Here is a 14,731-nt window from a genome sequence, read left to right on the forward strand (position 1 = left end):
GGGATGTTCCACGTGGAGCATTTCAAAAATGCTCATTCAAACGACCAATAAAAAAGGCCAACGCTAAGCGTTGGCCTTTTTGTTTTGCCGGTTCGTCTGATCAGAAGTCCAGGTTGGAAACCGCCAATGCGTTGCTTTCGATGAAGTCACGACGAGGTTCGACCGCATCACCCATCAGGGTGTTGAAGATCTGGTCTGCGCCAATGGCGTCTTCGATGGTCACGCGCAGCATGCGACGCTGACTTGGGTCCATGGTGGTTTCCCACAGTTGATCCGGGTTCATTTCACCCAGACCTTTGTATCGCTGGATGGTGTGGCGCTTGGTGCTTTCGGCCATCAGCCAGTCAAGAGCTTCCTTGAATTCCTTGACCTGCTTCTTGCGTTCGCCACGTTGGATGTAAGCGCCGTCGTCCAGCAGGGTGCTCAGTTGCGCGCCCAGGGTCACCACGGTTTTGTAGTCGTTGCTACCAAAGAAGTCGCGGTTGAAGGTGACGTAGTTCGACAGGCCGTGGGAGATCAGTTCGACCTCTGGCAGCCATACGTTACGTTCACGGTCTTCACGCAGGCTGGCTTTGTACACCAGGCCAGACTTCTCTACGGTGCGCAGGCGTACTTCGTACTGGGCCAGCCAATCCTGCATTGCTGCATGATCGCCCAACTGTTCGAGGCTGACGGCCGGCAGGTAGATGAAGTGCTCGGTCAGCTCCTGCGGATATAGGCGCGACAGACGCTTGAGGGTCTTCATCACCATGCGGAAGTCGTTAACCAAGCGCTCCAGCGCCTCACCGGAAATCCCCGGGGCTTCGTCGTTCAGGTGCAAGCTGGCATCTTCCAGGGCCGACTGCGTCATGTACTCTTCCATGGCGTCGTCGTCTTTGATGTATTGCTCTTGCTTACCCTTTTTGACTTTGTACAGCGGCGGCTGGGCGATGTAGATGTAGCCGCGTTCGATCAGCTCCGGCAACTGACGGAAGAAGAAGGTCAGCAGCAGGGTACGAATGTGCGAACCGTCGACGTCAGCATCGGTCATGATGATGATGTTGTGATAGCGCAGCTTGTCGATGTTGTACTCTTCGCGGCCGATACCGCAACCCAACGCCGTGATCAAGGTGCCAACCTCCTGGGAGGAAATCATCTTGTCGAAGCGCGCTTTTTCGACGTTGAGGATCTTACCCTTCAACGGCAGGATGGCCTGGGTGCGACGGTTACGACCCTGCTTGGCGGAACCGCCAGCAGAGTCACCTTCCACCAGGTACAGTTCGGAGAGGGCAGGGTCCTTTTCCTGGCAGTCGGCTAATTTGCCCGGCAGGCCAGCGATATCCAGCGCACCTTTACGGCGGGTCATCTCACGGGCTTTACGCGCCGCTTCACGAGCACGTGCCGCATCGATCATCTTGCCGACAACCAGCTTGGCTTCGTTCGGGTTCTCCAGCAGGAAGTCAGAGAAGTACTTGCCCATCTCTTGTTCCACTGCGGTCTTCACTTCGGAAGACACCAGCTTGTCTTTGGTCTGGGAGCTGAACTTAGGGTCCGGTACTTTAACCGAGATAATCGCGGTCAGGCCTTCGCGGGCATCGTCACCGGTGGTGGCAACTTTATGCTTCTTGGCCAGGCCTTCGGCTTCGATGTAAGTGTTCAGGTTACGCGTCAGTGCGGAACGGAAACCCACCAGGTGAGTACCGCCATCGCGCTGCGGAATGTTGTTGGTGAAGCACAACAGGTTCTCGTTGAAGCTGTCGTTCCACTGCAGGGCGATTTCAACGCCGATGCCGTCTTCACGCTGGATGTTGAAGTGGAATACCTGGTTGACCGCAGTCTTGTTGGTGTTCAGGTATTCAACGAACGCACGCAGGCCACCTTCGTACTTGAACAGCTCTTCCTTACCGCTGCGCTCGTCTTTAAGGACGATACCCACACCGGAGTTCAGGAAGGACAGCTCACGAATACGCTTGGCCAGGATGTCCCAGCTGAAATGGATATTCTTAAAGGTCTCGCTGGAGGCCTTGAAGTGAATCTGGGTACCGGTGGTTTCACTGTCGCCCACGATGGCCATCGGTGCTTGGGGCACACCGTGCACGTAGGTCTGTTCCCAGATCTTGCCGCTGCGGCGAACAGTCAACACCAGTTCTTCGGAGAGGGCGTTTACAACCGAAACACCTACACCGTGCAAACCGCCGGAAACTTTATAGGAGTTATCGTCGAACTTACCGCCGGCGTGGAGCACGGTCATGATGACCTCTGCCGCCGAAACGCCTTCTTCTTTGTGCACGTCTACCGGAATGCCACGACCGTTGTCGCGCACGGTGATGGACTCGTCCGGGTGGATGATGATGCTGATATCGTCGCAGTAACCGGCCAGAGCTTCGTCGATCGAGTTATCGACCACCTCGAACACCATGTGGTGCAGACCGCTACCATCATCGGTGTCGCCGATGTACATACCGGGACGTTTGCGTACGGCATCCAAACCTTTCAGCACTTTAATGCTGGTCGAGTCGTACGTGTTTTCTTCGCTCATGCCTTCACTCCCGATGGTCGTGGGTCTGGGTGATACGGCCCTGTTCCACGTGGAACAAAGCGACTGGCGTTTCCGTCTGCCAGCCTTCCCTCAATAATTCGTGGTCTACACAGGTGATAAACACCTGGCAGCGTAAGTCTTCCAACAAGCGGCATAACGCACGGCGGTGTTGCTCGTCGAGTTCTGACGGCAAGTCATCCACCAGATAAATACATTGACCGCGCCGAGCCTGGCTAACCAGGTGGCCCTGGGCAATACGCAGTGCACACACCACCAACTTCTGCTGGCCACGGGACAAGATATCCGCGGCATTGTGTGCGCCTAGTCTAAGGCGCAAGTCAGCCCGTTGGGGTCCGGCCTGGGTGTGGCCAATTTGCTGATCCCGTTGCAAGGACGTGGCGAGCACTGCACTCAGTTCACGCTCTTTGTCCCAACCACGGTAGTAGCTCAGCGTCAGCCCCTCGAGATCCAATAGCTCACTCAAGGTCTGCTCAAAGACTGGTTTCAAGGCTTTGATATAGGCGCGTCGGTATTCATCTATTTCATCGCTGGCCAGGCACAGTTCCCGGTCCCAGGCCGCTTGCGAAGCGGCGTCAAGTGTACCATGCCGCAGCCATGAGTTCCGCTGCCGCAGGGCCTTCTGCAGGCGCTGCCAAGTGGCCATGAAACGCGGTTCCACGTGGAACACTCCCCAGTCGAGGAATTGCCTGCGGATTTTTGGGGCGCCTTCCAACAACCGGAAGCTGTCGGGGTTGATCAATTGCAGAGGCAGGATTTCTGCCAACTGCGCCGCACTGCGCGCGTTTTGACCATCGATACGAATCTGAAACTCCCCGCCACGATCACGGGATATCCCCAGGGCGCTGTGCCCACCTTCAGCCAGTTCAACCTGGCCAAACACTGTGCACGCCAATTGTTCGTACTGAATCACCGGTAGCAGGCGAGCACTGCGAAAGGAACGAGCAAGCCCCAGCAGGTGAATGGCTTCCAGCACGCTGGTTTTGCCACTGCCGTTGGCACCGTGGAGGATGTTGATGCGGGGGGAGGGGGAGAAGGTCACCGGGTGCAAATTGCGCACCGCGGTGACCGAGACGCGACTGAGGGACATCTAGCTTCTGCTGGGCATGATTACAAGCGCATCGGCATGACAACGTAAGCCGAGTCGTCGTTATCAGATTCTTGCACCAGGGCGCTGCTGTTGGAGTCGGACAAAATCAGGCGAACCTGTTCGGTGGTCATCACACCCAGCACGTCGAGCAAGTAGCTCACGTTGAAGCCTATTTCCAGTGAACCGCCGTTGTAGTCGACGCCCACTTCTTCTTCCGCTTCTTCCTGCTCCGGGTTGTTGGCCTGGATTTTCAACTGACCATTGGCCAGTTGCAGGCGGATACCCCGGTACTTCTCGTTCGACAGGATCGCAGTACGGCTGAACGCTTCACGCAGGGCTTGGCGATCACCGAGTACCAGCTTGTCACCGCCTTTAGGCAGAACGCGCTCGTAGTCCGGGAACTTGCCGTCGACCAGCTTGGAAGTGAAGGTAAACTCGCCGGTGGTTGCGCGGATGTGGTGCTGGCCCAGCACGATGCTGACAATGCCTTCTGGTTCAGTGAGCAAGCGAGCCAGCTCCAGGATACCTTTACGCGGCACGATGACCTGGTGGCGGTCAGGCTGACCAATGTCAGCGCGCATCGAGCACATCGCCAGGCGGTGGCCGTCTGTAGCCACAGCGCGGATAATGCCTTCGGACACTTCCAGCAGCATGCCATTGAGGTAGTAACGCACGTCCTGCTGGGCCATCGCGAAGCTGGTGCGTTCGATCAAACGACGCAGCTTGCTTTGCTCCAGGCTGCACGTCAGCGAGCCTGGGCCTTCTTCCACCGTCGGGAAATCGTTGGCTGGCAGCGTGGACAAGGTGAAGCGGCTGCGACCGGCCTTGACGACCAATTTGGCTTCATCGACCTTGATGTCGATCAGCGCATCGTTCGGCAAGCTCTTGCAGATATCCATCAGCTTGCGCGCCGGTACGGTGATCTCGCCAGGTTCGGCGGGTTCTTCCAGCTGTACACGACCGACCAGCTCGACTTCCAAGTCGGTACCGGTCAGGGACAGTTGCTGGCCTTCGACCACCAGCAATACGTTGGAGAGCACCGGCAAGGTCTGTCGGCGCTCGACGACGCCTGCGACCAGTTGCAGGGGTTTCAACAGGGCTTCGCGTTGAATGGTGAAATGCATGGTCTAGTCCCTTGCCTTAATAAGCTGCGCTGGTGTCATCAAGTAGTCAGTGTACGCAGCAGGTTCTTGTAGTCCTCGCGAATATCCGCGTCGGATTCCTTAAGTTCGTTGATCTTGCGGCACGCGTGCAAGACCGTGGTGTGATCGCGACCGCCAAACACATCACCGATTTCCGGCAGGCTGTGGTTGGTCAGCTCTTTGGAGAGTGCCATGGCCACCTGACGAGGACGTGCGACCGAGCGCGAGCGGCGCTTGGACAGCAGGTCGGAAATCTTGATCTTGTAGTATTCGGCCACGGTGCGCTGGATGTTATCCACACTCACCAGCTTGTCTTGCAGCGCCAACAAGTCTTTCAGGGATTCGCGAATCAGCTCGATGGTGATGTCGCGGCCCATGAAGTGCGAGTGAGCGATGACGCGCTTGAGCGCGCCTTCCAGTTCACGCACGTTGGAGCGAATGCGTTGGGCAATGAAGAATGCCGCATCGTGTGGCAGATCGACTTTGGCCTGGTCGGCCTTCTTCATCAGGATCGCAACGCGGGTTTCCAATTCTGGCGGCTCGACCGCAACGGTCAGGCCCCAACCGAAACGGGATTTCAAGCGTTCTTCCAGGCCTTCGATTTCCTTCGGGTACCGGTCACTGGTCAAGATGACCTGCTGGCCACCTTCGAGCAGGGCGTTGAAGGTATGGAAGAACTCTTCCTGGGAACGTTCCTTGCGCGCAAAGAATTGAATGTCATCGATCAGCAAGGCATCAACGGAGCGGTAGAACCGCTTGAACTCGTTGATTGCGTTGAGCTGCAAGGCCTTGACCATGTCAGCCACGAAGCGCTCCGAGTGCAGGTACACGACCTTGGCATTCGGGTTCTTCTTTAATAGGTGGTTACCCACAGCGTGCATCAAGTGCGTCTTACCCAAGCCTACGCCGCCATAAAGGAAGAGCGGGTTGTAACCGTGCTTGGGGTTGTCGGCGACTTGCCAGGCAGCCGCGCGGGCCAACTGGTTGGATTTACCTTCGACGAAATTCTCAAAGGTAAAGGTGCGATTCAGATAGCTGGTGTGCTTGAGCGCGCCTTCGACCTGGACAGTGCGTTGTTCGGCACGCACCGGGGCCTGTTGTGAGCTGGCGCCGGCCATCGGGTCAAAGCTGTCGCGGGACGGCTCTTCGTGCTCTGGAGCATTCTTCTGCGCAGCAGATTTTGACGCCGCAGGTGCCGGGGCAGGCGGGGTGGCAACCGGAGCGGTCGCTACCTGGGCTTGCGATGCAGCAGCAGCCAGCGGTGCATTGGGTGCGGCGCGAGGTGCGGAACTACGTTTGCTGCCTATTAATAAGGAAAGCGCAGGCGCGAGTCCGTTGCCATGTTCGTCGAGCAATTCGAGAACGCGGCTCAGGTACTTCTCGTTGACCCAGTCGAGAACAAAACGATTCGGCGCGTAGACACGCAACTCGTCGCCTTCGGCTTCGACCTGTAGCGGACGGATCCAGGTGTTGAATTGCTGGGCAGGCAGCTCATCGCGCAAAAGCTCCACGCACTGCTGCCAAAGTTCCACTGACACGGATATCCCCTAAGTTGAAAGCCGGTGAGGCAAAAACAGCCGCCATTGTAGCGGCGAGACGCCCACTTATCCACATGTAGGTTGCTCACAGCACACCCAAAATCAATGCCTTAACCACAAAAAATACGACCAATGGTCTGTGCATAAGCTCTGTGGATAAGCGCGCCTGAGCTCGTTGTACAAGTGGGGTCGAAAGTCTGTGGGTAACTGACCTGTGGATAACAACCTGTTTCACCCACAGCTTATCCGACAGCGCAGCACAGGGAGAGCACCGTTTTCCCCCGTAGTTGTCATTCTCTGTACAGCACGTAGAATCTAGCCTCAATGCAGTTATCCACAGACGATCTGTTCTCTAGCTTTTATAAGCTTTACAGAAAAGCTTTAAATAACTTCCTTCTTTATTTTTATATCTATGCCCAAGCACATGAAAGGCAGGCACACAGAAAAGAGCTTCCTGACCGTTAGAGATCTAATTAAAGGAAAAGCTGGTTGGAAATTGACCTAGAGGCTTGCTTTCTCTAGAATCGCCGGTCTCTTAAAACGGGGGCCATTCCGGCCCGTTGTGGACGAACCAGGTAACAACGCCATGAAACGTACTTTCCAACCAAGCACCATCAAACGCGCCCGTACCCACGGTTTCCGTGCTCGCATGGCTACCAAGAACGGCCGTGCAGTCCTGTCGCGTCGCCGCGCCAAAGGTCGTGCGCGTCTGGCAGTTTGATAATCCGGTACTGGTGGTGAGTCAGGACTTCAGTCGGGAAAAGCGTCTGCTAACCCCCCGGCACTTCAAGGCAGTCTTTGACTCCCCCACCGGCAAGGTTCCGGGGAAAAATCTCCTGCTCCTTGCGCGTAACAACGATCTTGATCACCCCCGTCTCGGGTTGGTGATTGGCAAGAAGAGCGTAAAGCTCTCCGTTGAGCGCAATCGCCTCAAGCGTCTGATGCGCGAATCGTTTCGCCTCCACCAGGACACTCTGGTTGGTTGGGATATTGTTATCGTCGCGCGCAAAGGCTTGGGGGATGTAGAAAACCCCGAATTGATTCAGCATTTCGGCAAGCTCTGGAAACGTTTGGCGCGTACCCACAAGCCAGCACCAGCAGTCAGCTCCGAAACTGTAGGGGTAGACAGCCTTGATGCGTAAACTGGCCCTCGTTCCGATCCAGTTTTATCGCTACGCCATTAGTCCTCTGATGGCCAACCACTGTCGTTTCTACCCCAGTTGTTCTTGCTACGCGTTAGAGGCCATAGAAAATCATGGTCTTCTGCGCGGTGGCTGGCTGACCTTTCGTCGTTTAGGTCGCTGTCATCCGTGGAATCCCGGTGGTTATGACCCGGTTCCACCTATCCCTACCTCCCGTTCTTCTTCGATGGCCGAGTAATCATGGATATTAAACGCACGATCCTGATCGTCGCCCTGGCAATCGTGTCCTACGTCATGGTTCTTAATTGGAACCAGGACTATGGCCAAGCTGCCCTGCCGACTCAGAATGTTGCTACCAATCAGGCTGCGCCGGCTATTCCGGACACCCCGTTGGGTAACAATGCTTCCGCCAGTGCCGATGTACCCAGCGCGAATGCCGATACCAGCACCCCAGTTGAAACGCCGGTTATCACCAATAAAGACCTCATCCACGTAAAAACGGATGTGCTCGACCTGGCAATCGACCCACAAGGTGGTGATATCGCCCAGCTGAAGCTGCCGCTGTATCCACGTCGTCAGGATCACCCGGATGTTCCGTTCCAACTGTTCGATAACGGTGGCGAACGTATTTATCTGGCACAAAGTGGCCTGACCGGCACCAACGGTCCGGATGCACGTGCGACCGGTCGTCCGGTTTATTCGACCGAACAGAAGACTTACCAACTGGCTGATGGCCAGAACCAGTTGAACGTCGACCTGAAATTCAGCCTCGACGGCGTCAATTACATCAAGCGTTTCAGCTTCACCCGAGGTTTGTACGACTTGAAGGTCACTTATCTGATCGACAACGAAAGCGACAAGGCATGGACCGGCAACCTGTTTGCCCAATTGAAGCGTGACAACAGCGCCGATCCTTCTTCCAGCACTGCCACCGGCACCGCGACTTACTTGGGCGCCGCCCTGTGGACAAGTAGCGAGCCGTACAAAAAAGTGTCGATGAAAGATATCGACAAGGGCGCGCTGAAAGAAACCGTGCAAGGTGGCTGGGTTGCCTGGTTGCAACACTACTTCGTGACCGCTTGGATCCCGAACAAGGGTGAAGCCAACCTGGTGCAAACCCGCAAAGACAGCCAAGGCAACTACATCATTGGTTTTACTGGCCCGGCGTTGACCGTGGCACCAGGCGCCAAGGCTGAAACCAGCGCTACCCTGTACGCCGGCCCGAAAAGCCAGGCAGTACTCAAGGAGTTGTCCCCAGGCCTGGAACTGACTGTGGACTACGGCATCCTGTGGTTCATTGCCCAGCCGATCTTCTGGTTGCTGCAACATATCCACAGCATTGTGGGTAACTGGGGCTTCTCGATCATCTTCCTGACCATGCTGATCAAAGGGATCTTCTTCCCGCTGTCGGCAGCCAGCTACAAGTCGATGGCGCGCATGCGTGCCGTGGCTCCGAAACTGGCGGCTCTGAAAGAACAACATGGTGATGACCGGCAGAAAATGTCCCAGGCCATGATGGAGCTGTACAAGAAGGAGAAGATCAACCCGTTGGGCGGTTGCTTGCCGATTCTCGTACAGATGCCGGTGTTCCTCTCGCTGTACTGGGTACTCCTGGAAAGCGTAGAAATGCGCCAGGCTCCGTTCATGCTGTGGATAACTGACCTGTCGATCAAAGACCCGTTCTTTATCCTGCCGATCATCATGGGCGCGACCATGTTCATCCAGCAGCGACTGAACCCGACTCCGCCGGATCCGATGCAGGCCAAGGTCATGAAAATGATGCCAATCATCTTCACCTTCTTCTTCCTGTGGTTCCCTGCTGGTCTGGTGCTGTACTGGGTGGTCAACAACGTGTTGTCGATCTCTCAACAGTGGTACATCACACGTAAAATCGAAGCGGCTACCAAAAAAGCTGCGGCGTAAATTACTCTGTGGATAACCACTCAAGACGCCCCCTAGTGGGGCGTTTTGCTTTCTGTCACTTTTGTTCTGGAACCTGCTGATGAGCGCTCCTCGTGAAACCATCGCTGCTGTCGCTACCGCTCAAGGTCGCGGCGGTGTCGGTATCGTTCGAATTTCCGGGCCGCTTGCAGGCGTGGCGGCCCAGGCCATCAGTGGCCGCGAGCTGAAGCCGCGCTATGCCCATTACGGCCCTTTCCTGGATGCTGACAAAAGCGTATTAGACGAGGGCCTGGCCCTGTATTTCCCGGGGCCGAACTCGTTTACCGGTGAAGATGTCCTGGAACTGCAGGGCCATGGCGGCCCGGTGGTGCTGGATATGCTGCTGCAGCGCTGCCTGCAATTGGGTTGCCGCCTGGCACGGCCCGGGGAATTCAGCGAGCGGGCGTTCCTGAATGACAAGCTTGATCTGGCCCAGGCCGAAGCAATTGCCGACTTGATCGAGGCCAGTTCTGCACAGGCAGCGCGCAATGCGTTGCGCTCGCTGCAGGGCGCGTTTTCCCTGCGTGTGCACAACTTGACCGAGCAACTGATCAGCCTGCGCATCTATGTGGAAGCGGCCATTGATTTCCCTGAAGAAGAAATCGACTTTCTTGCCGATGGTCACGTTCTGGCGATGCTGGACAAGGTTCGCGACGAGTTATCCACCGTCCTGCGTGAAGCGGGCCAAGGGGCGCTGTTGCGTGACGGCATGACGGTAGTAATTGCCGGCAGGCCGAATGCGGGCAAATCCAGCCTGCTGAACGCGTTGGCGGGCCGTGAAGCGGCGATCGTTACCGAGATTGCCGGCACCACACGGGACGTCCTGCGTGAACATATCCACATTGATGGCATGCCACTGCACGTGGTCGACACGGCCGGCTTGCGCGATACCGATGACCAGGTGGAAAAAATTGGTGTGGAGCGTGCGCTCAAGGCAATCGGTGAAGCGGATCGCGTGCTGTTGGTGGTGGATGCCACGGCGCCTGAGGCTGTAGATCCCTTTGCATTGTGGCCGGAATTTCTTGAGCAAAGGCCGGACCCGGCCAAAGTCACCTTGATCCGCAACAAGGCGGACCTGACCGGTGAAGCCATCGCGATGGAAACCAGTGCGGACGGGCATGTCACCATCAGCTTGAGTGCCAAGGCGGCCGGCGAAGGCCTGGAATTGCTCCGTGAGCACCTCAAGGCCTGCATGGGATACGAGCAGACCTCGGAGAGCAGCTTCAGTGCACGCCGTAGGCACCTGGAAGCCCTGCGACACGCCAGCGCGGCGTTGGAGCACGGTCGGGCGCAGCTGACCCTGGCAGGTGCTGGAGAGCTGTTGGCCGAGGATCTGCGTCAAGCACAGCAACTGTTGGGGGAAATCACCGGGGCATTCAGCTCTGATGACTTGCTCGGACGAATCTTTTCCAGCTTTTGCATCGGTAAATAACCTTTCGTTATCCACAGACAGGCCATTCGTGCCTGTCTGTTCTCCCCCTTTCGCCCGACACCTCCCGAATTTTCCTTCCGTCACCAAGACTTTGGAGGCATTCGCGTGGACGCCATTTGGCCCAGGAAGTGAATTTCTGTGGATTAAGCCCTGTGAATAACCGCCTCTGTGCCCAGTTGATAACAGGGCCTGAAACCTGAGTAAAAACCCGACTGTGGATAACCACCTCTTTCATCCACAGGCTTAGAGCACTTATCCAAGGGCCTCATTGGCACATGACCACAGACTTTTGAATCGCTGTACACCACGTAAATAAAGGGATGTGTAAATCTATCCACAGAAAGGTAGGTCAGTAGAAATAAACATAAAAACAAAGATTTAATAAATTTCTCTCTTTTAATTTCTATTGTCTGTGATTCATCCACAGCTGGTTAAATTTTGTGCAAAGGGTTCTTTAGGAAGGGCTAAGTCCCTATACTTGCCGCCAAAGCTCTAAAACCCTTTCAACAAACAATTCCTGATTACCTACATTAAGCAGGCACGAGGTGCGTGGTGGATTTCCCTTCCCGTTTTGAAGTGATCGTCATCGGCGGCGGTCATGCCGGTACCGAGGCAGCACTGGCGTCAGCACGCATGGGCGTAAAAACCCTGTTGCTGACGCATAACGTGGAAACCCTCGGTGCGATGAGTTGCAACCCCGCCATTGGTGGGATCGGCAAAAGCCATTTGGTCAAAGAAATCGACGCCCTCGGCGGCGTGATGGCCATGGCTACCGACAAGGGTGGTATTCAATTTCGCGTGCTGAACAGCCGCAAAGGCCCGGCCGTGCGCGCAACTCGCGCTCAAGCCGACCGTATCCTGTACAAGGCCGCGGTCCGCGAAACCCTGGAAAACCAGCCGAACCTGTGGATATTTCAACAGGCCGCCGATGACCTGATCGTCGAACAGGATCAGGTGCGCGGTGTTGTGACCCAGATGGGCCTGCGTTTCTTCGCGGAATCCGTGGTATTGACCACCGGTACGTTCCTCGGCGGACTTATCCACATCGGCATGCAGAACTATTCCGGCGGCCGCGCTGGTGATCCGCCCTCGATTGCCCTGGCAAAACGCCTGCGTGAATTGCCGCTGCGTGTCGGCCGCCTGAAAACCGGGACCCCGCCGCGTATTGACGGGCGTTCTGTGGATTTCTCGGTAATGACCGAGCAAGCCGGTGATACGCCTATCCCCGTGATGTCGTTCATGGGGTCCAAAGAGCAGCATCCGAAACAAGTCAGCTGCTGGATTACCCACACCAACGCCCGCACCCACGAAATCATTGCTGCGAACCTCGACCGTTCGCCGATGTATTCCGGGGTGATCGAAGGTATTGGCCCACGCTATTGTCCGTCGATTGAAGACAAGATCCACCGCTTTGCCGACAAGCAAAGCCACCAGGTCTTCATCGAGCCCGAAGGCTTGACCACCCACGAGCTGTACCCAAACGGGATTTCCACTTCCTTGCCGTTTGACGTGCAAATCCAGATCGTGCAGTCGATTCGCGGTATGGAAAATGCCCATATCGTGCGCCCGGGCTATGCCATCGAATACGACTACTTCGACCCGCGTGACCTGAAGTACAGCCTGGAAACCAAAGTGATCGGCGGCCTGTTCTTCGCCGGGCAAATCAACGGCACCACCGGTTACGAAGAAGCCGGCGCCCAAGGTTTGCTGGCCGGGACCAACGCAGCATTGCGCGCCCAGGGCAAAGACAGCTGGTGCCCGCGTCGCGATGAAGCGTACATCGGCGTGTTGGTCGACGACCTGATTACTCTGGGTACCCAGGAACCGTATCGGATGTTCACTTCGCGGGCGGAATACCGTCTGATCCTGCGTGAAGACAACGCCGACCTGCGTTTGACCGAAAAAGGTCGCGAGTTGGGCTTGGTCGACGACGTGCGTTGGGCTGCCTTCTGCAAAAAGCGCGAAAGCATCGAGCTGGAAGAACAACGCTTGAAAAGCACCTGGGTTCGCCCCCGTACGGAGCAGGGCGATGCGATCGCCGAAAAATTCGGCACGCCGCTGACTCACGAATACAACTTGCTGAACCTGCTGTCTCGTCCGGAAATCGACTACGCTGGTCTGGTCGAAGTGACAGGCAATGGCGCGCAAGATCCACAGGTCGCGGAACAGGTCGAAATCAAGACCAAATACGCCGGTTACATTGATCGCCAACAGGATGAGATTGCTCGTCTGCGCGCCAGTGAAGACACCAAGCTGCCTGCGGATATCGACTACACCGGGATTTCCGGGTTGTCGAAAGAGATTCAAAGCAAGCTGGGGATAACTCGTCCAGAGACACTGGGCCAGGCTTCACGTATTCCCGGCGTCACCCCGGCAGCCATTTCGCTATTGATGATTCATTTGAAAAAACGCGGCGCGGGCCGTCAGTTGGAGCAAAGCGCTTGAGTTCGTTGGTCACCTCGCAACATGCCGAAGAGTTATCCACAGGTGCGCGCCAGTTGGGCGTTGACCTGACTGCCGCCCAGCATGAACTGCTGCTGGGTTACCTGGCCCTGTTGATCAAGTGGAACAAGGCTTACAACCTGACTGCCGTGCGTGATCCGGACGAAATGGTGTCCCGCCACTTGCTCGACAGTTTGAGCGTGATGCCATTCATCGAAAACGGCCGCTGGCTCGACGTGGGCAGTGGCGGCGGCATGCCGGGTATTCCACTGGCGATCCTGTTTCCCGAGTCCCAAGTGACTTGCCTGGACAGCAACGGCAAGAAAACCCGCTTCCTGACCCAGGTCAAACTCGAACTCAAGCTGGATAACCTGCAAGTTATCCACAGTCGCGTCGAAGCCTTCACGCCTGAACAGCCTTTCAACGGAATTGTTTCCCGGGCGTTCAGCAGCATGGAGAACTTCAGCAACTGGACTCGCCACCTGGGCGACCGCGACACCCGCTGGCTGGCAATGAAGGGCGTCCATCCAAGCGATGAGCTGTTAGCATTGCCGGCAGACTTCCACCTCGATAGCGAACACGCCTTGGCCGTACCCGGTTGCCAAGGCCAACGCCATCTGCTGATACTGCGCCGCACGGCATGATTGGGAACACAAGCAAGAATGGCTAAGGTATTCGCGATAGCGAACCAGAAAGGTGGCGTGGGCAAAACCACCACCTGTATCAACCTCGCAGCATCCCTGGTCGCTACCAAGCGCCGGGTGCTGTTGATCGATCTTGATCCACAGGGCAACGCCACCATGGGTAGCGGTGTGGATAAACACGGCCTGGAAAACTCGGTCTACGACTTGCTGATTGGCGAGTGCGACCTGGCCCAGGCCATGCACTTCTCCGAACACGGTGGTTATCAACTGCTGCCGGCCAACCGCGACTTGACCGCGGCGGAAGTGGTGCTGCTGGAAATGCAGATGAAAGAAAGCCGTCTGCGCAGCGCTTTGGCGCCGATCCGCGAGAATTACGATTACATTTTGATCGACTGCCCGCCGTCGCTGTCGATGCTCACGCTTAATGCATTGGTGGCCGCCGATGGGGTGATTATCCCCATGCAGTGCGAGTACTACGCATTGGAAGGTCTGAGCGACCTTGTGGATAACATCAAGCGTATCGCCGAGTTGCTCAACCCGAACCTGCAGATCGAAGGTCTTTTGCGCACCATGTTCGATCCGCGCCTGAGCCTGATGAACGATGTGTCGGCGCAGCTCAAGGAACACTTTGGCGACCAGTTGTACGACACGGTGATCCCACGCAACATCCGTTTGGCCGAAGCGCCCAGTTACGGCATGCCGGCGCTGGCGTATGACAAACAATCCCGTGGCGCACTGGCTTACCTGGCCCTTGCCGGCGAGATGGTTCGTCGCCAACGCCGCAACTCACGCACCGCTGCTGCCCAGCCAACTTAAGGAATCCC

12 protein-coding genes are annotated in these 14,731 nt (G+C 56.5%); 8 read left to right on the top strand and 4 right to left on the bottom strand.

Annotated elements, in window-relative coordinates:
* Positions 1–100: 100 nt before the first annotated feature.
* From gyrB to dnaA, 4 genes are read right to left on the bottom strand one after another with little or no spacing between them, the layout of a single operon-like run.
* Positions 101–2,518 carry a DNA topoisomerase (ATP-hydrolyzing) subunit B gene (gene gyrB, locus HX803_RS12370; RefSeq protein ID WP_176994579.1) on the bottom strand — a complete coding sequence of 806 codons (2,418 nt, stop codon included), beginning with the start codon at positions 2,516–2,518 and terminating at the stop codon, positions 101–103.
* A gap of 4 nt (positions 2,519–2,522) precedes the next feature.
* Positions 2,523–3,626: a DNA replication/repair protein RecF gene (gene recF, locus HX803_RS12375; protein WP_101265038.1), complete on the bottom strand. Its 1,104-nt coding sequence runs from the start codon at positions 3,624–3,626 to the stop codon at positions 2,523–2,525.
* A gap of 20 nt (positions 3,627–3,646) precedes the next feature.
* Positions 3,647–4,750, bottom strand: a complete 1,104-nt coding sequence (gene dnaN, locus HX803_RS12380) for a DNA polymerase III subunit beta (protein ID WP_176994578.1) — start codon at positions 4,748–4,750, stop codon at positions 3,647–3,649.
* 38 nt (positions 4,751–4,788) lie between these two features.
* Entirely contained in the window at positions 4,789–6,306 is a 1,518-nt protein-coding gene (gene dnaA / locus HX803_RS12385; protein WP_178920920.1) for a chromosomal replication initiator protein DnaA, read from the bottom strand.
* Between the two features lie 586 nt (positions 6,307–6,892).
* On the opposite strand from dnaA, the gene rpmH reads away from it, so the two are divergent.
* From rpmH to HX803_RS12425, 8 genes are all read left to right on the top strand, one after another.
* Complete coding sequence (rpmH, locus tag HX803_RS12390) at positions 6,893–7,027, top strand: 50S ribosomal protein L34 (RefSeq protein ID WP_003213577.1); 135 nt, start codon at positions 6,893–6,895, stop codon at positions 7,025–7,027.
* Positions 7,028–7,040: 13 nt separating this feature from the next.
* Complete coding sequence (rnpA, locus tag HX803_RS12395; protein WP_372339908.1) at positions 7,041–7,448, top strand: ribonuclease P protein component; 408 nt, start codon at positions 7,041–7,043, stop codon at positions 7,446–7,448.
* On the top strand, positions 7,441–7,686 hold the full coding sequence (gene yidD / locus HX803_RS12400) for a membrane protein insertion efficiency factor YidD (RefSeq protein ID WP_003213574.1): 246 nt from the start codon (positions 7,441–7,443) through the stop codon (positions 7,684–7,686). The genes rnpA and yidD overlap by 8 nt, the downstream gene beginning before the upstream one ends.
* A gap of 2 nt (positions 7,687–7,688) precedes the next feature.
* The gene (yidC, locus tag HX803_RS12405) at positions 7,689–9,371 is read left to right on the top strand and encodes a membrane protein insertase YidC (protein ID WP_176994575.1); all 1,683 of its coding nucleotides are present in this window, start codon (positions 7,689–7,691) and stop codon (positions 9,369–9,371) included.
* Positions 9,372–9,450: 79 nt separating this feature from the next.
* Positions 9,451–10,821 (top strand): tRNA uridine-5-carboxymethylaminomethyl(34) synthesis GTPase MnmE, encoded by a 1,371-nt coding sequence (gene mnmE, locus HX803_RS12410; RefSeq protein ID WP_178920924.1) that lies wholly within the window; start codon positions 9,451–9,453, stop codon positions 10,819–10,821.
* Positions 10,822–11,373: 552 nt separating this feature from the next.
* Positions 11,374–13,266 (top strand): tRNA uridine-5-carboxymethylaminomethyl(34) synthesis enzyme MnmG, encoded by a 1,893-nt coding sequence (gene mnmG / locus HX803_RS12415; RefSeq protein ID WP_178920926.1) that lies wholly within the window; start codon positions 11,374–11,376, stop codon positions 13,264–13,266.
* On the top strand, positions 13,263–13,907 hold the full coding sequence (gene rsmG / locus HX803_RS12420) for a 16S rRNA (guanine(527)-N(7))-methyltransferase RsmG (RefSeq protein ID WP_090401325.1): 645 nt from the start codon (positions 13,263–13,265) through the stop codon (positions 13,905–13,907). The genes mnmG and rsmG overlap by 4 nt, the downstream gene beginning before the upstream one ends.
* A gap of 18 nt (positions 13,908–13,925) precedes the next feature.
* The gene (locus tag HX803_RS12425) at positions 13,926–14,723 is read left to right on the top strand and encodes a ParA family protein (RefSeq protein ID WP_176994571.1); all 798 of its coding nucleotides are present in this window, start codon (positions 13,926–13,928) and stop codon (positions 14,721–14,723) included.
* Positions 14,724–14,731 lie beyond the last annotated feature (8 nt).

It is taken from the genome of Pseudomonas sp. P7548 (assembly GCF_013386585.1).
Lineage (GTDB): Bacteria > Pseudomonadota > Gammaproteobacteria > Pseudomonadales > Pseudomonadaceae > Aquipseudomonas.

Excerpts from the sequence above, each read along its gene's own strand:
- recF (WP_101265038.1), bottom strand. The coding sequence starts at position 3,626 with ATGTCCCTCAGTCGCGTCTCGGTCACCGCGGTGCGCAATTTGCACCCG.
- yidC (WP_176994575.1), top strand. The coding sequence starts at position 7,689 with ATGGATATTAAACGCACGATCCTGATCGTCGCCCTGGCAATCGTGTCC.
- HX803_RS12425 (WP_176994571.1), top strand. The coding sequence starts at position 13,926 with ATGGCTAAGGTATTCGCGATAGCGAACCAGAAAGGTGGCGTGGGCAAA.
- yidD (WP_003213574.1), top strand. The coding sequence starts at position 7,441 with ATGCGTAAACTGGCCCTCGTTCCGATCCAGTTTTATCGCTACGCCATT.
- gyrB (WP_176994579.1), bottom strand. The coding sequence starts at position 2,518 with ATGAGCGAAGAAAACACGTACGACTCGACCAGCATTAAAGTGCTGAAA.
- mnmE (WP_178920924.1), top strand. The coding sequence starts at position 9,451 with ATGAGCGCTCCTCGTGAAACCATCGCTGCTGTCGCTACCGCTCAAGGT.
- dnaN (WP_176994578.1), bottom strand. The coding sequence starts at position 4,750 with ATGCATTTCACCATTCAACGCGAAGCCCTGTTGAAACCCCTGCAACTG.
- rpmH (WP_003213577.1), top strand. The coding sequence starts at position 6,893 with ATGAAACGTACTTTCCAACCAAGCACCATCAAACGCGCCCGTACCCAC.